This is a genomic window from Bifidobacterium sp. N4G05, assembly GCF_002742445.1.
GTDB lineage: Bacteria > Actinomycetota > Actinomycetes > Actinomycetales > Bifidobacteriaceae > Bifidobacterium > Bifidobacterium hominis.
This window is the reverse complement of sequence record NZ_NJNQ01000003.1, coordinates 186,023-206,331: the sequence shown is the minus strand read 5'-3', so window position 1 is coordinate 206,331 and position 20,309 is coordinate 186,023. Positions and strand designations below refer to the sequence as shown.

Annotated in this window: 14 protein-coding genes and 1 other RNA gene; 7 read left to right on the top strand and 8 right to left on the bottom strand. The window is 54.4% G+C overall.

Translation table 11 applies throughout. The annotated features are described in order from the left end of the window. Positions 1-131: 131 nt before the first annotated feature. Complete coding sequence (gene murC, locus CE153_RS04100; protein WP_099595198.1) at positions 132-1,697, top strand: UDP-N-acetylmuramate--L-alanine ligase; 1,566 nt, start codon at positions 132-134, stop codon at positions 1,695-1,697. Beyond that, positions 1,697-2,791 (top strand): cell division protein FtsQ/DivIB, encoded by a 1,095-nt coding sequence (locus CE153_RS04095; RefSeq protein WP_442861965.1) that lies wholly within the window; start codon positions 1,697-1,699, stop codon positions 2,789-2,791. Before murC ends, CE153_RS04095 begins: the two co-directional genes overlap by 1 nt. A 156-nt stretch (positions 2,792-2,947) precedes the next feature. On the opposite strand, the gene CE153_RS04090 is transcribed toward CE153_RS04095, so the two are convergent. The 4 genes from CE153_RS04090 to CE153_RS04075 all read right to left on the bottom strand — a co-directional run bounded on the left by CE153_RS04090 (position 2,948) and on the right by CE153_RS04075 (position 7,407). Next, positions 2,948-4,204, bottom strand: coding sequence for an AGE family epimerase/isomerase (locus tag CE153_RS04090; RefSeq protein WP_099595197.1), 1,257 nt, complete (start codon positions 4,202-4,204; stop codon positions 2,948-2,950). 300 nt (positions 4,205-4,504) lie between these two features. Next, positions 4,505-4,901: a transfer-messenger RNA gene (gene ssrA, locus CE153_RS04085) on the bottom strand. Positions 4,902-5,277: 376 nt separating this feature from the next. Then, positions 5,278-6,177, bottom strand: a complete 900-nt coding sequence (locus tag CE153_RS04080) for a carbohydrate kinase family protein (RefSeq protein WP_004220608.1) — start codon at positions 6,175-6,177, stop codon at positions 5,278-5,280. Positions 6,178-6,204: 27 nt separating this feature from the next. After that, positions 6,205-7,407, bottom strand: coding sequence for an ROK family transcriptional regulator (locus CE153_RS04075; RefSeq protein ID WP_099595196.1), 1,203 nt, complete (start codon positions 7,405-7,407; stop codon positions 6,205-6,207). Between the two features lie 329 nt (positions 7,408-7,736). Between CE153_RS04075 and CE153_RS04070 the strand changes: the two genes are divergently transcribed. From CE153_RS04070 to CE153_RS04055, 4 genes are all read left to right on the top strand, one after another. Beyond that, positions 7,737-9,368, top strand: coding sequence for an ABC transporter substrate-binding protein (locus tag CE153_RS04070; protein ID WP_099595195.1), 1,632 nt, complete (start codon positions 7,737-7,739; stop codon positions 9,366-9,368). 169 nt (positions 9,369-9,537) lie between these two features. Further along, on the top strand, positions 9,538-10,629 hold the full coding sequence (locus tag CE153_RS04065; RefSeq protein WP_099595194.1) for an ABC transporter permease: 1,092 nt from the start codon (positions 9,538-9,540) through the stop codon (positions 10,627-10,629). A gap of 1 nt (position 10,630) precedes the next feature. Beyond that, positions 10,631-11,803, top strand: a complete 1,173-nt coding sequence (locus CE153_RS04060) for an ABC transporter permease (protein ID WP_099571319.1) — start codon at positions 10,631-10,633, stop codon at positions 11,801-11,803. Positions 11,804-11,807: 4 nt separating this feature from the next. Further along, complete coding sequence (locus CE153_RS04055; RefSeq protein ID WP_099571318.1) at positions 11,808-13,517, top strand: dipeptide ABC transporter ATP-binding protein; 1,710 nt, start codon at positions 11,808-11,810, stop codon at positions 13,515-13,517. A 103-nt stretch (positions 13,518-13,620) separates the two neighbouring features. Here the strand turns inward: CE153_RS04055 and CE153_RS04050 are convergent, their stop codons facing one another. Next, a complete protein-coding gene (locus tag CE153_RS04050; RefSeq protein ID WP_099595193.1) occupies positions 13,621-14,142 on the bottom strand; it encodes an NUDIX hydrolase in 522 nt (173 codons plus the stop codon). Position 14,143: 1 nt separating this feature from the next. Continuing rightward, the gene (locus tag CE153_RS04045) at positions 14,144-15,745 is read right to left on the bottom strand and encodes an aminopeptidase P family protein (protein WP_099595192.1); all 1,602 of its coding nucleotides are present in this window, start codon (positions 15,743-15,745) and stop codon (positions 14,144-14,146) included. Positions 15,746-15,891: 146 nt separating this feature from the next. On the opposite strand from CE153_RS04045, the gene CE153_RS04040 reads away from it, so the two are divergent. Beyond that, positions 15,892-17,511 carry a bifunctional folylpolyglutamate synthase/dihydrofolate synthase gene (locus tag CE153_RS04040; RefSeq protein ID WP_236824457.1) on the top strand — a complete coding sequence of 540 codons (1,620 nt, stop codon included), beginning with the start codon at positions 15,892-15,894 and terminating at the stop codon, positions 17,509-17,511. 161 nt (positions 17,512-17,672) lie between these two features. On the opposite strand, the gene CE153_RS04035 is transcribed toward CE153_RS04040, so the two are convergent. Beyond that, positions 17,673-18,671 (bottom strand): lipid II:glycine glycyltransferase FemX, encoded by a 999-nt coding sequence (locus tag CE153_RS04035; protein WP_099595191.1) that lies wholly within the window; start codon positions 18,669-18,671, stop codon positions 17,673-17,675. A gap of 61 nt (positions 18,672-18,732) precedes the next feature. Beyond that, entirely contained in the window at positions 18,733-20,286 is a 1,554-nt protein-coding gene (locus tag CE153_RS04030; RefSeq protein ID WP_099595190.1) for a UDP-N-acetylmuramoyl-L-alanyl-D-glutamate--2,6-diaminopimelate ligase, read from the bottom strand. Positions 20,287-20,309: the final 23 nt, after the last annotated feature.

Sequence of the window (20,309 nt, the reverse complement as noted above, 5' to 3'; positions counted from 1 at the left end):
CCGTAGCGGCGGCAGGTGTGTCCGTCGCATTTGAAGTCGCGTTCCGAATCTCACCCATGATCGACCAAGTACGAGACCATGGGTGAGACCATAATGGAACAAGCTAAACATAATATGCAAGAGGAGCAGTCGTGACTGACAACCAGCGTGAGGCCGGTACCATTATTCTTGATCCAACCCATGTGTCATTCAGCCAGCAGGAAGGCGTGAACGATTTGGGGGCCACCCATTTCATCGGCATCGGAGGAGCGGGTATGAGCGTACTTGCCGAGATGCTGCACGAGCAGGGTGTGGAGGTGGATGGCTCGGATCGTGAGCCCAGCGCCAAAACCGATCGTTTGCAGGGGCTTGGCATTGCCGTCGAATTCGGGCAGCGCGAGGAAAACGTCGAAGGCAAACAAACTATTGTTTTTTCCAGTGCCATCAAGCCTGACAATCCGGAAATCGTCGCAGCGCATGCGGCGGGCGAACGCATCGTGCACCGCAGCGACATTCTTTCGTTGCTGATGAATACGAAACGTGCGGTAACGGTTGCGGGAGCCCATGGCAAAACCACAACCAGTTCCATGCTCGCCCATATTCTCACCCATGCCGGTGAGGGAAATCTGGCTGATCCAAGTTATGCCATTGGCGGATCCATCCAAGGCAAGGATGGCGTGATACTTGACGGAGGCCATGCAGGCCAAGGCGATGTGCTTGTGGCGGAAGCCGACGAATCCGATGGAAGCTTTGCCAAATATCATCCGGAAATCGCGATTGTCACCAATTCCGAAGCTGACCATCTTGACCATTATGGAACGCAGGAAAACTATCGGGCGGCTTTCGTGAACCATGTTCAGCATGCCATCAAATCGGTGGTGATGTGCGGTGACGACGAAGGGAATCTGGCTGTGTTGCGCGCTCTTGACGCGTCTGCGGCAGCACATACGGTCGTGTATGCGACACAGGATGCGGCTTCGTTGGGTGAGCTGAACGGTGCGGCATTCGTACATATCGAATCGGAAAGTGAAAGCGCGCAAAGCGGCGCCGAACATTTCACCTTGCATGTGCCTGCGGGACTGCTGGGCGAACAGGAACGTATGGTTCCCGTGACGCTCGCCGTTCCAGGCATTCACAATGCGCGCAATGCTTCTGCGGCGATTATCGCGGCAGCATTGCTGGGAGTCGACATTGAGAAGGCCGCTGAAGCGGCCACGTCGTTCCTCGGCGCAGCCCGTCGCTTCCAAGTACGCGGCACCGTCAGCCAGGTGACCGTCGTTGACGATTACGCGCATCATCCCACTGAGATTTCGGCTTTGCTGGATGCTGCCCGCCGTAAATATCCGCAATCGGCGATTCGTGTGATTTTCCAGCCGCACTTGTTCTCCCGCACCAAGTTCTTCGCGGAAGCATTCGCGGAGGCGCTGGCCAAGGCGGATGATGTGATCGTCACTGGCATTTTCCCTGCACGTGAAAAGCAGGAGGATTATCCGACGGTCGGCCCGGCCACCATTGTGGATGAGGCTCTTAAGCTCGACCATACGCCTGCCGAGGATTGGATCCGTGGTGTGGAAGACATGCATACCGCGGCGCAGATGATGGTGATGCGCGCCCATCATGGTGATGTCATCTTCACCGTTGGTGCGGGTGATATCACGCAGATGGACGAGGTGATATTGCACGCGCTGCAGGCTCATCGCTGGGATTGTGAGGGCTGATGGCGCGAAGGGTCGTCAGCTCCGGTACGGGGTCGGATGGTTCTGAAACGACGTCTGAAAAGCATGCGTTGCGCGGCAGGAGCATTCAAAGCCGGAAACATTTCGACTCCCCGGCTCAGTCTCAGCCGAATGGTCGTTCCATTGCTGGAGGAGTGGGACGTTCGTCTTCTTCAGTGAGCCATGCGCAGGCGGAAGCCAAAATGGCGCACGGAGGCAAGAACAAGGCAAGTCGCTCCCGGTCAGGTGACTTCGTGGATGCGCGCAATCTTGCGGGTGAGGATTTCGTTGCGAAGACGCTGGAGGAAACCACTGGCACTTTGGGGGTGGTCACCCGTCCGAAAGTGGTTGATTTCAAAGCGCGGTTGAAAGAACGACGTAAGGCGAATGCACGTGTTGTAGCGATGCGAGCTTTCGTGTCGGCCGCGGTTGCGGCCGTCGTGGTGGCGCTGATATGGTTGTTTTTCTTCTCATCGGTGTTTCGTCTTGAAGCTGGCAATATTTCCGTTGTCGGAGCCAACGAATGGGTGAGCGAGTCGCAAGTATTGGATATTGCCGGTCAGCAGGCCGGCAAATCGATTCTGCTGGTATCAAACAATGATGTGGAGAAGAAAATCAAGGAAATACCGGGAGTCACCACCGCGCAATCCAAGAAGCAACTTCCTAATTCCCTTGAAGTGACCATCAAAGCGCAGAAGCCGGCTGCGATGCTTAAAACAGGTGAAGACAGCATGACCGCGGTCGATAGCAAGGGCCGTATATTGAATTCCGTCAGCGGTGCCTCCGTGGATGGAATTCCCGTCATCGAAGTGAAGGATGTCGAGACGAGTCTGAGCCACCGCTCCATTAAAGAGGCACTGAAGATTTTGAGCTCGCTTCCTGAATCTATACGTAACTCCATTACCAAGGTGACGGCTGAAACCCAGGATTCCATCACCACGGAAATCAATGGGGGAGACCGTGTGATCGTATGGGGTGACTCTTCCGATCTTAAGTTGAAGAAAGCCGTTGTCGACAAGATCATCAACGATCCAAATGTGATCGGAGACAAACACAACGTCGACGTGTCCGCGCCTCTACGCCCGATCATCAAATAGTGGTGAAGACATGGGAAATTAGGGGAATTACATACGTTGAGTAGTCTGGTTTGGTATGCGAAGAACCCCGGTCGCTTTGCCGTGACCGGGGTTCTTCGCAAATAGGAGGAGAGAAAAGAAGAGAGAAAAAAAGGGGGAGCTTATTATTGCGTGCCGTCAGGCGTTCGGATTGGCTTTCAGCGCCGGAGCGACGGAAACCGCCGGATCGAGACGCGGGATTAGCGTGCACTGCGTGGCGTGGTATAGGTCGGACTTGCCTGGCCAGACGGTGCCGATGACCTCGTTGTCCTTGTTCAGCTGGTGGAACCAGGAACCATTCTCGTGGTCGATCAGGTATTCGTCGATGTACTTCCAGAAGGTCGCATACCAGTCCTTGTACACCTGCTTGCCGGTGACGGTGGCCAGCGTGGCGGAGGTGTTCACGGATTCGGCGAGGGTCCAATGCATACGGTCGGTGACGACGGGCTTGCCGTTCCAATCGGTGGTGTAGGCCAAGCCAATGGTGCCTTCGGCGTTCCATGCGTCGGAAAGTGCTTGGGCGAACAGATTTTCGGCTGCCTCGATAAGCTGCTGCTTGCCTTTTTCGGAACGCTGCTTGGAGCTCAGCGCATACTGGGTGATGAGACGAGCCCATTCAATGCCATGGCCTGGGGTTGCTCCGTACGGCTTGAACTGGTCATCCGGCTTGTCGTGGTTGCATTCGAGGTCCGGCTGCCAGTCGGCGGTGAAATGCTCTGGAATGCGCCAGCTGTTGTTGGACGCCCAGCCGACCACATGGTCGATGATACGGCCCGCACGCTCGCGGTATTCCTCGTTGTCGGTAACATCGGCGACGGCGAGGAACGCTTCGGTGGTGTGCATGTTGGCGTTGATGCCACGGTAGGAGTCAAGCTCGGTGAATTCCGTGTTCCAAGTATCGACGGCTAAGCCGATCTCATCATCCCAGAAATGCTTGTCGTAAGTTGCCAGAGCCTCTTCGAGCAGCTCGTCAGCGCCCGGACGGCCGATGAGCTTGGCGGAAGTGGCGGCAAGAATCACGAAAGCGTGAGCGTAACAGACCTTGCCTGCTTCATGTGTGGAGCCGTCTGCGGAAATGGACGGATACCATCCGCCGTTCTCATCGTCATGCAGTGGACCGCACAGACCGGCGATGGCCTTGTCGACCAGTTCGACTGCGCCTGGCTCGCCATACAGGAATCCCAAGGAATACACATGTGCCATACGGCAGGTGATCCACGTGTGGATGCTTTGGGTCAGATCTGGATTGCCGGTGTCGTCCAGCCAATAGGAGCCACCCTGCGGGGCGGGGAAGTTGTGGCCGAAGTGCAGGAGCTCGTTGGTTTCCGCATTGAGCAGGCTATGGTTTTCTTCGGAGCCGAATACGTAGGCTTCGGGAGAGTAAGTGCAGGTCATCGATCAAGTCCTTCCTTGACATCGTCTGCTGTGACGTGATAACTAGGTTGAAGTATTAACTATGTTAATCACTTAAGCGGTTAATGCAAGTCGACACGCGGAATTTGAAGCTGGGATTATATGCGATTTGTAATGGGGCTGGGTATGTGAGATCAAGCAAGACAAGAAGGGGGCTTTCGACAATATTGCGTCAATATTTTTTGAATATCCGGTATGGCGGGGGTGGTTTACAGTAAACTCAAGGATCTTTGAAAACCGTTGGAAATAAAAGAAAAGCCGCCATTTCTGGCGGCTTTCAATACGTGGAGATGCGGGGAATTGAACCCCGGTCCGATAACCGAACCCTCAGTCTTCTACGTGCGTAGTCTGCTGGCCGTGCGGCGGTTTTTCTGCCCCCATCGATATCGCAGACAACTGATGGCGAGCATATCTACAGTAAAAGTCCCTTGCCGGCCCTGTGGCTCAGCCGACAAAGCAAGTCTTCTTAACGACGCTCAACATCCTCCCAAAGACGAGAAGGAGTGAACGGAGCGGCTGCTCACTGGTTAATCCTGGCGCGAAGCTCAGGCAGCGAGAGCGAACTCAGTGCGGTTAGATTTAGCACTTATTCTTTTGTAGGGGGCATCCACGAGTGGACCCTACGTTCTCGGCACGCTTCCCTGCGACGAACAGGTCACCGTCGAAACCGATCATCCCCAATCTTGAATTATCAAGCACCCGATGCAAGACCGGACTTTTCAAGATATCACGGAATGTCAATAATTGCAAATTATATGCCGCTTTTCTTGCGCTGCGAGCGAAGTCTAAACATGGGCTTACTGCCTGACCCGAATATCGAAATAATCCATACAGGTCGGTGATGCGCTGCATGAAATCGGAGGATGACTGTGGAATATCGGATTGAGAAACGGCATTCATGGTGGTGTAGGGTTCGTTCAGAGCATCTTCTTCGTTGAGGTGCGTATGCCGTGGCAATCGGGATTGCGCAAATTGCGGATTGAATATGAGGATGAAAAACGAGGCCATGATAACAGACATGGCCTCGTTGGTGATGATGAAAGGGAAAACTAGGATTATTTACCGGCTTCGGCGAGATAATCCGGAACGCCTTCCGCCGGGTAGGTCGGCCAGCCGCCTTCCTTGGTGCACACGTAGGCCGCGGTGTTCACGGCGGCACGATGGGCTTCCTTGAGCGGAGCGCCGGTCAGCAGCTTGCCGGTGAAGGATCCGGAGAAGGAATCGCCGGCCCCGACGGTATCTGCAACCTCGACATGCGGGGTCAGCAGGGTGGAGACTTCGCCATTCTTGGCAGTGATGGTGCTGAACGTGGCGCCGCCGGTCAGAATGATGTACTCGAGGTTGAAGCGGTCGATGAACCACTTACATGCCTCTTCGTCATTGCACTTAGGAATGGAGAACATGTCGCGCATCATGATCAGCTCTTCGTCGTTGATCTTGAAGATGTTCGCGTAGTCGAGCAGCTCTTCGATGAGCTCATTGGAGTAGAAGTTGGCGCGCAGGTTGATGTCGAAGAACTTCAGTGCGCTTTCCTTGGTGTGCTTGAGCAGTTCGACGATGGTGTCGTGGGATTCGGGGGAGCGCAGGCCGAGGGTGCCGAAGCAGACGGCGTCGGCCTTGGACACGGCTTCGACGAGCTCGTCGGTGAGCTTGATGTGATCCCAGGCCACGTTTTCGACGATGGTGTATTCCGGAATGCCGTTGGTCAGAGCCACATCAACCGTGCCGGTCGGGTATTCGTTGACCTGCACCAGCGTGTTGATGCCGGCCTTGTGGGCGTCTGCAAGCAGCTCATTGCCCAGCTCGTCGTTGCCGACCGCGCTGATGGCGAAGCTTTCCGCGCCATTCTGGGACGCATGATATGCGAAATTGACGGGCGCGCCGCCGGCGCGCTTGCCGGTGGGGAGCATATCCCATAGGATTTCGCCGAGAGAGATGACGATTGGCTTGGACATGGTGTTCCTTTCTTTGGTTGTGGCGTGCTATGCGACGTCAAAGAACATCGAAGGATGTTCTAGAAAACTGGTGATGGCCACGGCTGCGGCGCCAGTGACGGTGGCGTCCGTTGGAAGGCTGGACAGAGTGATTTCGGTATCGTTCCCGACTTCGGGAATGGTGCGCTCACGAACGACTTTCTTGACTTCGTCGAGCAGGGGTTGGCCTGCTTGGGAAATGATGTCTCCCAACACGATATGCGTCGGATTGAAGGCGTTGATGATGTTGACCGCGCCATAACCGATATATCGTGCGACTTCGGAAGTCAGTTCCGTGGCTGCCTTGTCTCCCGCGGAAACCTTGGCGAACAGTGCGGTGCATGCCTGTGCGTGGGTCATGGTTTCGCATCCTGGGACAATGCTTGGCTGCTCGTTGAGTCGCTCGTGGATCGCATTGGCCGAGCAGTAGCGTTCCAGGCACCCGACATTGCCGCAATCGCAGGGTTTGCCGTTGACGTCGACGGAGATGTGGCCGATTTCGGTGGCCGTGCCATGCGCCCCGTAATAGATTGAACCGTTATCGATGATGCCGAGGCCAATGCCTTCGCCAAGCAGATAGTAGGCGAGGGATCCTTCGGACAGCTCCGGGTTGAACAGGAACTGTGCCAGGGCGCCTGCGCGTGCGTCCTGCTCCACGAATACGGGCACATTGAAGGCTTCGCTGAATTCCTTGATGAAGTTGACTCGCCTCCAACCCTGCATGGATGAGACGAGCGCGGTGTGGCCTTCCTCCACTAAATATGGACCGGGAACGGCCATGCCGACCGCCACGATGCTTGGATCGTCGGCAATGAGCTGGCGCACGGTGGAGCGGATCTGTTCCACCGTTTCTGGAATGTTCTTTTCGTCGACGGTCGGCAGATCGGTAAGCGAGATGCGGTTGCATTTCAGATCGAACACTGCGATCTGAACCAGGCTTCGTGCGAATTTCACTCCTACGACATGGTATTTCGCGCAATTGAGGTTCAGTCCGATGGAACGGCGGTTCTTATCGCCTTCCATATCTCCGGTTTCTTCGATGACGTTTCTGAATAGCAGTTTCGCGGTGATTTTCGTGATGGCCGCGGGCGTAAGTCCGATGGCTTTGGCGATCTGCGCACGTGAGCTGATGCCGTTGTGGTAGAGGTATTGCAAAATCCTGGAACGATTGTTTTCTGAAATCGATGATTGCTGAGCGCTGTAACTACTCATGACACCTCCCTGCGACAGTGCATGGACCCTCGTTGAACTAGTTGATATATTAACGACGTTAATTACTTGATGCAAGTTCCGTCTTTCGGCGTGTCATGAAGAACGTCGATTCCTGATATGGGCTTAACTATCTCATTATTTGACACACCCTTTTTGGGAAGTTATTGACTGCAAAACAGTTGTGATTGCTGGGTTTTCGTCGTATATAAAAAGGGTGGTGTCGCAAAATGAACTTCCATGAAATGTTCCGCTAACAAAGTGTGCCCTACCCTTAAGGCGCGTCGTTTTGGAGTACCAATTACGGCAGTAGGAAGAGAAAGGATTCCATAGTGAATCACAAGAAGATTATGGCTGCGGCTGTTTCGGTTGCCGCGCTGGCCTCGCTCGCGGCATGCGGCGGCGTAAAGGATAGTGGTTCCGCCTCGGGGAATGCGGATGTCATTACCGTCGGCACCACAGACAAGGTTACTAGCATTGACCCTGCCGGCTCCTATGACAACGGTTCCTATGCCGTTCAAATCAACGTGTTCCCGTTCCTGTATGCGCAGGACTACAACACTTCTGAACTGTCTCCGGACATTGCTGCGGATAACGGTACTTGGAGTGACGACGGTACTGAGTTCACCGTTAAGATCAAGTCTGGCCTGAAGTTCGCCAATGGTCACGACCTGACTTCGTCCGATGTCAAGTTCTCCTTCGACCGTGTCAACACGATCAACGATGAGAATGGTCCGAGTTCGTTGCTGGCCAACATCGAATCCGTAGATGCGCCAGATGACACCACTGTAGTGTTCCATTCCAAAGTCAAGAACGATGTGACCCTCAAGCAGGTGCTTTCCAGCCCGGCCGGTCCGATTGTCGATGAAGAGGTCTTCTCCGCCAACAAGCTCACTGATGCTGACACTATCATCAAGAAGAAGGCTTTCGCTGGTCCATACATTCTGACCTCCTACAAGGCCAATGAGGTTGCAGGCTACTCCAAGAACGACTCTTATCAGGGTCTGACCCCGGCCAAGAACAGCACTGTTCAGGTCAAGTACTTTGCCGATTCTTCCAACCTGAAGATGGCCGTGCAGCAGGGACAGATCGACGTGGCCTACCGTTCTCTGACTCCGACCGATATCGATGATCTGTCTAAGGACTCCAAGGTTAAGGTCGTCAAGGGTCCGGGCGGTGAGGAACGCTTCCTGGTCTTCAACCTCAGCATCCAGCCGTACGGCACCAAGTCCGATGAACCGAATGCCGACAAGGCCAAGGCTGTGCGTCAGGCCGTTGCTAACCTCATCGACCGCGAGGAGTTGGCGACCAAGGTCTATAAGGACACGTACACCCCGATGTACTCCTACATTCCGGACGGTTTAGTTGGTCACGAAGACACCTTCAAGACCGCGTATGGTGACGGCAACGGCAAGCCGAGCGCCGACAAGGCCAAGAAGGTTCTTGAGGACGCAGGCGTTTCCACTCCGGTTGAGCTCAAGCTGCAGTACAATCCGGACCACTATGGATCCTCTTCCGCCGACGAGTATGCGGCTCTTAAGGCTCAGCTCGAGGAGGGTGGCCTGTTCAAGGTCGACCTGCAGTCCACCGAATGGACTCAGTACAACAAAGACCGTGTTGTTACCGAGGATTCTGATGGATCCTACCCGGTCTACCAGCTCGGCTGGTTCCCGGATTACTCCGACCCGGATAACTATCTGTCTCCGTTCTTCCGTGACGGCAACTTCGTGAACAACGCTTACTCCAACTCCGAAATCAACAATTTGATTATGGAGCAGGCTGGTGAAACCGACGAAAGCGCCCGTGAGGATCTGCTCAAGAAGATTCAGACCCTTGAAACCGAAGACCTGTCCACCATCCCGCTGCTGCAGGGTGCGCAGGTTGCAGTTACCGGCACCAACGTGAAGGGTGTTGTGCTCGACGCTTCCTTCCGTTTCCGTTTCGCATCTGTCACCAAGGCGTGATGTGTGCGGATGTGCGGCATAACCTGCCGCAGTCTGCATAGAAAACCACTGGGGATCCCCGGTCTATGGCCGGAGGTCCCCATTTCCCGAATTATCTGCCTGAAACGGCGCAGTGATTCGATATTGTTGTAAATCAAAGCCGTACAGGCTTCTTATCAAGGAGCATCGCGTGTCAGACACAGCAGCTCCGGCCGTCTCTCAAGAGACGAAGCCGAAACAAGCCAAAAAGAATCATTTGTCAGGCGGATTTTTCCGTTTTGTCCTGACTCGATTCCTACTTATTATTCCAACCGTTTTCATTCTCGTCACCGTCGTGTTTTTTGTGATGCGAGCTACAGGTGATCCTATTTCTGCGGCATTGGGTGGTCGTCTTACCCCTGACGAGTTGCAAAAGCGTGTTCATGCGGCCGGCTACGACCGTCCTCTTATTGTGCAATATATCGATTACCTTGGGGGTTTGCTCCATGGGGATCTCGGCACTACATTGACTGATAATCAGCCGGTTATCAGCATTCTTGTTCATTACGGATCAGCGACTTTCGAATTGGCGCTCCTATCGCTCATTGTTGCTTTGATTGTAGGTATCGGCTTAGGTCGTGTAGCTGCGTGCAGACGCGATCACGCTGCCGATGCGGGCATTCGAACCTTTGCCATTCTGTGCTATGCCACCCCCGTGTTCTTCTTGGGATTGGTCCTCAAACTCATTTTCGCCATTTGGCTGAACGTGTTGCCGGCATCCGGTCGATGCTCGTTGTCTTCGGAAATGCAGTTCAGCCGACTCGTCTCTCCGACCGGCTTCTACATTATCGATGCACTGCAGCTGGGTGATATGAGCGTGCTTACCGACGTGTTGAGTCACGCCGTACTTCCTGCACTGGCGTTGGGATTGCTCACCGCAGGCGTGTTTATTCGTTTGGTACGTACCAATGTGATTTCCACCTACAATTCCGGCTACGTCGAGGCTGCGCGTTCGCGTGGCGTCTCCGAAAAGCGTCTGATCAGCAAGCACGCATGGAGGCCGGCTCTTATTCCAATCATCACCGTTATGGGCATGCAGATCGCATTGATGCTCGCCGGCGCGGTGCTTACCGAAACCACCTTCGAATGGAAGGGACTCGGATTCATGTTGTCCCAATATCTGAAGGCGCGTGACTTCGTAGCTGTGCAGGGCATTGTGATTCTGATCGCCATCATCGTGGCCGTCGTCAACTTCATCGTTGACGTTATCGCCGCGTTGGTGGATCCGAGAGTGAGGTACTGATATGACTGCATCAGCAAATAACGTCACCGTCCCGGGTGACACTCGTCTGAACGATCTCAAAATCAGCAGGAAAGCTCCGTTCTGGACCAAGATTCCGATCATCAAGGAGCTTCACGTAGCGGTCGGCTGGCAGAAAGGCATGCTGATTACCGGCCTGTCGCTTACTGCGTTCTTCCTGCTCGTGGCCTTGTTTGCGCCCGTGATTGCGCCGTACGGCTATGCGCAGCTCAAAGATGCCAATGGAGTTTCATTCCCAGCTCAGTCAGCACCCTCATCCGAACATATTTGGGGTACCACCGCAGGTGGTTATGACGTGTTCAGCCGTGTGATTTGGGGCTCTCGTACTGCTGTCATTGCGATTGTGATCGCTGTGCTGCTTTCTATTTTCGCGGGTGTATTGCTCGGTTTGGTTTCCGGATATTTCGGTGGCTGGGTGGATCGTGTGCTTGTCATGATCGCCGACGCCATCTATTCTTTCCCCTCGCTGCTGCTTGCGATTCTGATGGCCATTATGATTTCCGGCGGTCAGTCTGGTCTGTGGAGTGGCATTTTCGCGTCGGGTATCTCCATCACCGTGGTTTATATTCCGCAGTATTTCCGTACCATTCGATCCGAAGTCATTCGCATCAAGGAATCCGCTTACGTTGATTCCGCTCGCGTGGTGGGCGCGTCGACATGGCGCATCATGACCAAGCACCTTCTTAAGAACTCCACCAGAACGTTACCGGTTATTCTGACGTTGAACTCGTCCGAAGCGATTCTGACTCTTGCAGGATTGGGCTTCCTCGGATTCGGCATCGAGCCTACCGCAGCCGCTGAATGGGGTTACGATCTGAATCGTTCCGTGTCGGACGTCACCGCAGGCATTTGGTGGACCGCAGTGTTCCCGGGTATCGCCATCGTATTGATTGTTCTGGGCATCACCTTGGTGGGCGAATCCCTCAATGACCTTGCCGACCCGCGTCTGCGTGCACGCAAATCCGCTGGTGAGGTGGTTGGATCCATCGAAGATACTTCGGTTGATCCCACCCAGAAGCCGGGCGTTCGCAACGAGGTCGTAGCCGAGCTCGAGGCCGCCAAGAATCCAATGGGAGCCAGCGATCAGCCAGTGACCGTTACGGATCGCGACCCGTCATTTACCGCCTCCGAATGGGGCTCCAAGGAAGAAGAGTGACGCAATGAGTGACGAACAAACCAATCTTGCGCAAGTCAAGGATCTGAGCGTCTCCTTTATGACCGACGCAGGATCCATCAAAGCCATCGACAAAATCAACTTCACCATCCCACGCAAAACCGTGGTAGGTGTGGTTGGCGAATCAGGTTCCGGAAAATCCGTGACCGCGCGTTCGATTATCAAGCTGTTGCCGGAGACGGCAACCACTTCCGGCGTGATTTATCTGTCGAACCGTGAAGGCAATGAGCAGCTTGACGTGCTGTCCCTTTCCGGAGAAGATCTGCGCCGTATGCGCGGATCGGAAGCGGCCATGGTGTTCCAGGAACCTAATTCGGTACTTAATCCGGTGTATACCATCGGATGGCAAATCGAAGAGGGACTTCGCGCTCACGGCATGAAAGACAAGAAGGAGCTTCGTGCCAAGTCCGTGGATATCCTCAAAAAAGTAGGTATTCCTGATGCCGAAACTCGAATTGACTACTATCCGCATCAGTTCTCAGGCGGCCAAAAACAGCGTATCGTCATCGCCATGGCGTTGGTGCTCAATCCAGGTCTGATTCTGGCTGATGAACCGACTACTGCACTCGACGTGACTGTGCAGGCCGAAATCCTTGACTTGTTGCGTCTTGCCCGCGACGAATTCGGCGCTTCCGTGCTGATTATTACTCATAATATGGGTGTGATCGCCGATATCGCCGATGAAGTGGTGGTCATGTATCGAGGTCATGTGGTCGAGCAGGGCAGCGTCGAACAGATCTTCTACTCGCCAAAAGACGATTACACCAAGCGGTTGCTCGCAGCTGTGCCGCGTATCGGGCAGAAACTGGTCGTTCGTGATGAGCAGGGCAAGGTGATTGAACGCAGCAAGGATTGGCATGACCAACCCATTGCCGTCGAGGCCAAGGGACTGACTATCACCTATCCGGGGCATTTGACGCAGCCTGATTTCAAGGCGGTCAATGGCATTGATTTCACTATTCGCCGTTCTGAAGTGCTGGGATTGGTCGGCGAATCCGGTTCAGGCAAATCCACTACTGGTCGTGCCATCGCGGGCTTGCAGAAGGTGTCCGGTGGCTCCCTGAATGTGTTGGGTGTAGAAATGAACGGTGTCAAGGAACGTCAGTTCAAACCCAAGCGTGCTGATATTGGCTTTGTGTTCCAAGACCCGGGTAGCTCATTCAATCCGCTGATGACAATCGCGGAGAATGTGGCAGAACCGCTGATTGTGCATAAAAAGTACTCGTCTGTGTCGGATGCGAGCGACTATGTGGGAGATCTGCTCGAAATGGTGCAGTTGCCGCGTGCGTATATGAACCGATTCCCGCACGAGCTTTCCGGCGGTCAGCGTCAGCGTGCCTCCTTGGCGCGAGCACTGGCGCTTAAGCCAAGCCTGCTTATCGCCGACGAGCCGACTTCTGCATTGGATGTGTCGGTACAGGCGAAGGTGTTGGAACTGTTCAAGAAACTGCAGGCGGAAATAGGTTTCGCATGCCTGTTCATCACCCATGATCTTGCTGTGGTCGATATGCTGGCCGATCGCATTATGGTGATGCATAAGGGTGAGATTGTGGAACATGGTGATGCCGATCAGGTTATGAATAACCCGCAGAATCCCTACACGCAGAAGTTGTTGGCATCGCTGCCGGTGCCTGATCCGCGTGAACAGCGAGAACATCGCGCCCAGCTGCACGAATTGCTCGCCAAAGGAATTTGATTCCGGAGTGAGTTTCGCGGCTTCCTGACATACACAAGAGCTGGTGTGACGGTTCATGATCGTCACACCAGCTCTTAGTTTATATATTCAATTGTGACTGTGTTCAGCGAATCGTGCCGTTGAAGGAGAACTGTGCGTGTGCGTCTCCGTTTGCCCTGTTCTTAAGGTACTCGCGCACGTAGCCCATGCGTTCCACTGTGGTGTCGGCTAAGGGCTGAGGCAGGTCGTTGGGAGAGAACCAGCCCACGTTGAGGCTTTCCTCGTCACCTACGAACGGTTCGGCATTGCCATTCGGATCTGGCTTGCACACGAACAGGTGATCCATGTACATGGTGTTGTCGCCGTTCGCATAGGTAAGCACCTTGCGTGAGGATTTCACCGACACCAAGTCGGTGACGATAACATCCACGCCCGTTTCTTCCTTGATCTCACGCGCCACCGTGTCGGCAGGTTCCTCGCCAGGCTCATTGATGCCATATACCATGGCCCATTCACCGGTATCGGAACGTCTGCCGAGCAGCACGCGACCCTGCTCGTCTTCGACATAGCCGGAGACGCCCATCAGCCACAGGAGATCATGACCGACTTTCTTGCGTAACTCGAGAATGAATTCAGGCGTTGGCATATCAGGCCTTTGCGCCTTCGGCAGCCATGTTGGCCATCCACTCTTCGACCTCATCTATCTGCTTCGGAATGCCGGCGGAAATCCATTCCGGACCATCCTCAGTCATCAGCACATCATCTTCAATGCGAATGCCGATGCCGCGATACTCCGGTGGAATCAACAGATCATCCTCACGGAAATACAGACCCGGCTCAATCGTGAAAATCATGCCAGGACGAATCGCAGCACCCTGATACGACTCATAACGTGCCTGGGCGCAATCATGCACATCCAAACCAAGATGATGGGCCACACCACAGGCGAGCCAACGGCGATGCTGCTGTCCTTCCGGAGAAAGCGACTCCTCGACATCGACTGGAAGAATGCCCCAATCATGCAGACGCTCGGCGATCACACGCATGCACGCATGATGAATGTCGGAATACGTGGCACCCGGCTTGGCGGCTTCGAAGCCTGCCTGCTGAGAATCCAAAACCGCCTGATACAGCTTCTTCTGGAAATCGGTGAACTTGCCGTTGGTCGGGAACGTGCGCGTGATATCGGCCGTATACAAGCTATTGACTTCCACGCCGGCATCAATCAGCAGCAGATCGCCGGACTCCACGGTACCGGTGTTACGCATCCAATGCAGAATCGGCGCATGAGCGCCGGAAGCGATGATTGTATCGTAGCCGACCTCATTGCCTTCCTCGCGGGAAATGGCATTGAACGCGCCTTCCAGCATACGTTCCGAACGAGGCTTGTCGAGCGATGACGGCAGCTTGCGCAGAATATTGTCGAAACCATGCTTGGTTGCGGCAACGGCCTTGCGCATCTCACGAATTTCATATTCGTCCTTGCACATGCGAGCCTCGGCGGCAAACTCATGAAGCTTGTCATCGGCATTGGTATTGCCATCCGGATCGGCGAAGCCGTTCGCCTCGCGAATATCCTCCACCATTTCGGTGATCTGCGGATCAGCCTCGCGAATCACACGCACACGCACGGCACCAGCCTCAGAACCGACATCCTTGCTCAATGCATCAGCCAGCTGTGCAATGTCATTGGTCTCAATACCGGTCATTGCAGTCATCTCCTGCAATCCGGCACGAGGTCCAACCCAATATTCTCCATAATGGGCATCCATGAAAAAGTCCTGCGTGTAATGGTTCGCACGCGGAGCCACAAACAATTCCGGCACATGCGTCTTGCCGGCCGCAGCCTCCGGAGAATCAGGATCAATCGGATTCAACACCAGCACTGCACCGGCCTCGTAGTCTTCACCCAAACCGGTGTAATACGAAAACGTCGTATCCGGACGGAACGCATAATCGCAGTCGTTGTTGCGCACCTTCGGCTGACCGGCCGGAATCACAATACGTTCTCCGGGAAAAGCCTTACCCAGCGTGTCAAGACGAGCTTGAATGTAATGGGAAGACTCCAACGGTTCAATAGTCGGCTCATTATCATCCCAACCGGTGGTCATGAACTCCTTGAACGCCTCGGAACGCGGGCGCAGCGAACGATTGTTCACACGGTCGCTCATCGCCTGATCAGGGCCAGGGGCGCTGGACTGCTCCATGGCTTCATACTCCTTGTCTTTATCGGTAATGACTTCGTTCATCACATCTCCTGAATATGGTTATCCATGCTTACGCAATTACCGCAAACCATCCTATAACCTTTTGTGCCGCGCAACGTTCATGCAAGCACATAGAATAAGGGAGATTGAGTGAGTAATTCCAAGGTAGGGGAGGAATTCGAAAGAATATGTCATTCGAACATCCGAATCGCAACAATGAAAGCATGATCGACGTCGAACGCGACATCATGAGCCGCCCATCAGAGCGCAATACCACCAATCTTGACCTGCAACGCATGAAGATGATCCTCGACATCATGGGACATCCCGAGCAGTCGTTCCGTGTGATTCACATCACCGGAACCAACGGCAAAGGGTCTACCGCACGCATGGCCGAGGCGATCTGCCGTGCCTACGGCATGCGAACCGGCTTGTACACGTCACCGCATCTTGAACATGTCAACGAGCGCATCGCCATCGACGGGCAGCAGCTCTCCGACGACGATTTCGTTGATACCTGGGATCAAATCAAGGACCTTGTAGCCATGGTCGACATGAAGATGGAAGAACTCGACAAGCCGAAAATGAGCTTCTTCGAAGTGCTCACCGCCATGGCCATCTGGAAGTTCGCCGACGCTCCGGTCGATGTGGCCATCGTTGAAGTTGGCATGGGCGGCCGCTGGGACGCCACCAACGTGCTTGATGCCGATGCGGCCATTATTGGACCGGTCGATATGGACCATATGGCATGGCTTGGCAATACCGTGGAACAGATCGCTTCCGAAAAGGTCGGCATTATCAAGCCTGGCTGCACTGCGGTCATCGGGCGTCAACCGCATGAAGAGGCCGTCATGCCGATCATTGAAGAAGCGGCGAAGCAGAACCATGCCAATCTGGTGAGGGACGGCATCGAAGCGGAAGTCGTGACCCGCATTCCGGCAGTCGGCGGTCAGGTTGTGACCTTGCGTACGCCGAATGGCACATACGCGGAAGTGCCGGTCGCCAAATTCGGCGAACATCAGGCGCATAATGCGCTCGCGGCCCTGTGTGCGGCGGAAGTGGTGATTCCCGTCAACGGTGCGCTCGACGGCGATCTTGTGGCCGAGGCATTGAGCACGGTGAAGATTCCAGGCCGCATCGAGCAGATCCGTACGTCTCCCACCATTATTTTGGACGGCGGTCATAATGTGAATGCTGCGGAATCGTTGCGCGCCGCTATCGAGGAAAATTACGATTTCCAGCAGCTCGTTGGCGTGATCGCCATGATGGGAGACAAGCAGGTCGAAGAGTATTTGGGCGTGCTTGAACCGCTGTTGAGCCATGTGATCGTTACGGAGAATTCGTGGCGTGATCGTGTGATGCCTGCGGGAGATCTGAAAAAGATTGCCGAGCGCGTGTTTGGGGCGGAAAGGGTTACATGTGTTCCTGAACTGCCGGACGCCATTCAGGAGGCTGTCAATATGGTTGACGCCGATGATGAGCTTGGCGTTGGCTATGGTCACGGTGTGCTGATTTGCGGTAGCTTCACTACGGCTGGCGATGCGCGTCTCATGCTGGAAGAGAAAGTCAATCCCGATTTGAAGAAGCCGAAGTCGGAACGTGTCTTCCAGGAGGCTGTTGAGCCGGAGCCGCGTAAGGATCAGGACGAGGCGGATCTCGATTTCGAATCCGACGCCAATCCTGATTTCGATATCAACGATTTCGGCAGTGTCGGTCCTGATCTTGCTGAAAATGAAGATACTGATGTTTCCGAAGATGCTGCCGATACTGAACGTGCGGATGATGCATCTTCCGATGGCGTGCGGTAATCGCATATACGCATGTGAATGGTGCATCGTCGCTTGAGATCCTTGCAATCGGCGATGCATTCGTAAACAGTCCATAAGCAATACAAAAAGGATGCAGCGAACTGGTTTCGCGGCATCCTTCTTGTTATGATATTTGCACTATCTATTGTGCAGTGCGATCACTACTTGCGCAGTTTGCGACGCAGCGACTGCAGCAATGTGAGCGAACGGTAGAACGCTTTCTTGACTGGGATATCGCGACCTGCGGAAATCTGTACGATGTTCTCTGAGAATTTCGTTTTGAACCCATTCAGGCTCTTGAGCGAAGGGGCGAAATCGTTGCCGATGCCCATCAAATCGAGAACAGTGCAGCCCTGCTCTCCAAGCGCGCAGCATATAACGTAAATCAGCTTGTCAGGAACATGCTGGCTCATGATTTCCGTGCGCATGCACGCATAGTAATAGACCGCGTGATCGCCATTGATGGTGACGATGGACCATGCCACGACCTTGCCGTCGATACGTGCCGCGAATACGCGAGCATGATCAGGGCCAAGATTGCTGATCATATCGACGTAGTCGCTCATCGGAGCGGGGGAGAAGCCATCACGGCGGGCGGTATCAACCATGACCTCGTAGTATTCGGAGAAATCAGCCATCGCCTGCGCGGTCTCATCGGCGCAAGCGGCAGGACTCTCCCTCAACGCCTTACGTACGTCGCGGCGGCCACGCTTCTTCATGCGTGCAAGAACCGCCTCATCACCACCGGTGATGTCCACATACACGGTCTCGTTGTAAGGAACGGTGGAAAGCACCGGGAACGAGCCTTCGAAATCCCATAAATCGATACGCAGGAACACAACGTTTTTATCGCGCTTGCGTACATCCTCAACAAGCAGGTCACGAACCTGCTTTTCCAGCTGTGCGGAAGGCTTGTCAAGCCAAGCCGGACCATGAACGGACCTCAAATAGTGGTAGCCATGGGTTTCGTAATCTATGAATGAGATGAATGCGATTGGGGCGTCGTCCTGCTTCACCACATACGCACCCCACGGCGTACGTCCGTCAATGGTGTTCTGATATTTGGCCCACACTGCGGTCTGTTCGATGGGCAGGGTAAGACCCGCCTGCACAGCCTGCTGCTCCATGGTGGCTGCGTCGGTGAATTCAAGAGTGATCATGATTGTTGGATTGTTCCTTATGGTTGGTGATTACTCGATGTTGGTCGGCTGTTGCCGCAGGTCAGGCAAGTTCAAAAATACGTTCCACAATGTGGTCGTCGCCTTCGAAGGGAACATGCTTGCCGTGGTCTTTGAACCAGCGCTCGTTGCCTTTGCCGATGATGAGGATGATATGGAGGCGGTTGGGATTCTTGCGATCGATTGCTACGGTCGATTCCACTGCTTCCGTACGGTCGAGAATGATTCTCGCATCCAGATCAGGATTGGTGACACTGTCAAGCATGTCTTGGCAGACGCGTTCCACAGGCTCATCATCCGTGTCTTCGAAGGTGAGAATCAGATGGTCGATGCGATTCTGCGCGGCCCTGACGATTTCTGATCTGCGGTCATACGCTTTATTGCCTGCGGATCCAGTGACCAGCGTGACTTCAGGATCGTCCTTGCCGTAACGTTGGTCAACATAGTCGAGCAACGCCGTTACGGAAGCATAATTGTGCGCGTAATCGACAATGGCGATGGTATTCGATTTCGTATCGTGGAAATGCTCCATACGACCGGCGATACGTACCGGTTCCATATTGCGCAGCGCTTCCTTCGCGGCGGTTTCGTGGAAATCGAATCCAACGGCATGCGCAATGGCAATGGCCGCGGCGGCGTTCGCATAATTGAAATCGCCATCCAATTGCAGGCTGAGAGAGCCAATCTGTTCACCTTCCAGCGCAATGGCGAATCTACTATGGTCGGCGGATTTCGGCCACGCGGTCACATCTGCGGCCGATGCTTCGCCAAGAGCGAACGTGGCGACGGGAATATCGGCGATTGCAGCATCCTGACGAATAAGATCGGCGTGTGCGCATGCCGTGCCGAGAACCAGGGAACGGCAATTCTTTACGATCTGGCGTTTGCAGTGGAAGTAATCCTCGAATGTAGGATGTTCGATGGGGCTGATATGGTCCGGGCTGATATTGAGGAATGCGGCGACGTCGAAGGTGAGTCCGAAAACACGGTCGACTTTGTACGCCTGCGACGAAACCTCCATGACCAGGTATTCCATGCCATTGTCAACAGCCTCGCGCATCATACGGAACGCATCCATGGATTCCGGAGTGGTCAGGTCGGATTCGACATAGGTATGTCCGTCAAGGCAATTGTCGACGGAGGAGAATAGTGCGCATTTTCCTCCGGAGCAGCCGTTGAGCATGGCCTGGGTGAGATAGGCGGTGGTGGTTTTTCCCTTGGTCCCGGTAATGCCGACGACTTTCAGTTGATTCTGCGGATGGCCGTAGAACGCGGCAGACAGTAGGCTCATGGCCTTGCGCGCGTCGTTCACAATGAGTCCAGGGGCCGTTGTTGTTGCGGAGAAGTCGTTTTCCGCAACGTATGCGGCAAGACCACGATCATCGATGCCATTGAGATATTCCGCTTTGAAACGGCCTTTGCAGCACAGGAGTGTGCCAGATACGACCTGCCTGGTGTCGTAGGTGATTGAACTGAATGGCTTGTCGAATCCGTTGATGGTCTGCGCGTCAAGCGTCCAGGCGTCTCCTTGGATGATTTCGCGCAGCAATCCGTACTCGCTGAGCAGACGTGCTGCTGATGCCAGAGTCAAAGCCATGTTTCGTGTTCTCCCTGTTCTTC

Coding starts and splice junctions, on each gene's coding strand:
- CE153_RS04095 (WP_442861965.1), top strand. CDS start 1,697: ATGGCGCGAAGGGTCGTCAGCTCCGGTACGGGGTCGGATGGTTCTGAA.
- CE153_RS04090 (WP_099595197.1), bottom strand. CDS start 4,204: ATGACCTGCACTTACTCTCCCGAAGCCTACGTATTCGGCTCCGAAGAA.
- CE153_RS04080 (WP_004220608.1), bottom strand. CDS start 6,177: ATGTCCAAGCCAATCGTCATCTCTCTCGGCGAAATCCTATGGGATATG.
- CE153_RS04075 (WP_099595196.1), bottom strand. CDS start 7,407: ATGAGTAGTTACAGCGCTCAGCAATCATCGATTTCAGAAAACAATCGT.
- CE153_RS04060 (WP_099571319.1), top strand. CDS start 10,631: ATGACTGCATCAGCAAATAACGTCACCGTCCCGGGTGACACTCGTCTG.
- CE153_RS04055 (WP_099571318.1), top strand. CDS start 11,808: ATGAGTGACGAACAAACCAATCTTGCGCAAGTCAAGGATCTGAGCGTC.
- CE153_RS04050 (WP_099595193.1), bottom strand. CDS start 14,142: ATGCCAACGCCTGAATTCATTCTCGAGTTACGCAAGAAAGTCGGTCAT.
- CE153_RS04045 (WP_099595192.1), bottom strand. CDS start 15,745: ATGAACGAAGTCATTACCGATAAAGACAAGGAGTATGAAGCCATGGAG.
- CE153_RS04040 (WP_236824457.1), top strand. CDS start 15,892: ATGTCATTCGAACATCCGAATCGCAACAATGAAAGCATGATCGACGTC.
- CE153_RS04035 (WP_099595191.1), bottom strand. CDS start 18,671: ATGATCACTCTTGAATTCACCGACGCAGCCACCATGGAGCAGCAGGCT.
- CE153_RS04030 (WP_099595190.1), bottom strand. CDS start 20,286: ATGGCTTTGACTCTGGCATCAGCAGCACGTCTGCTCAGCGAGTACGGA.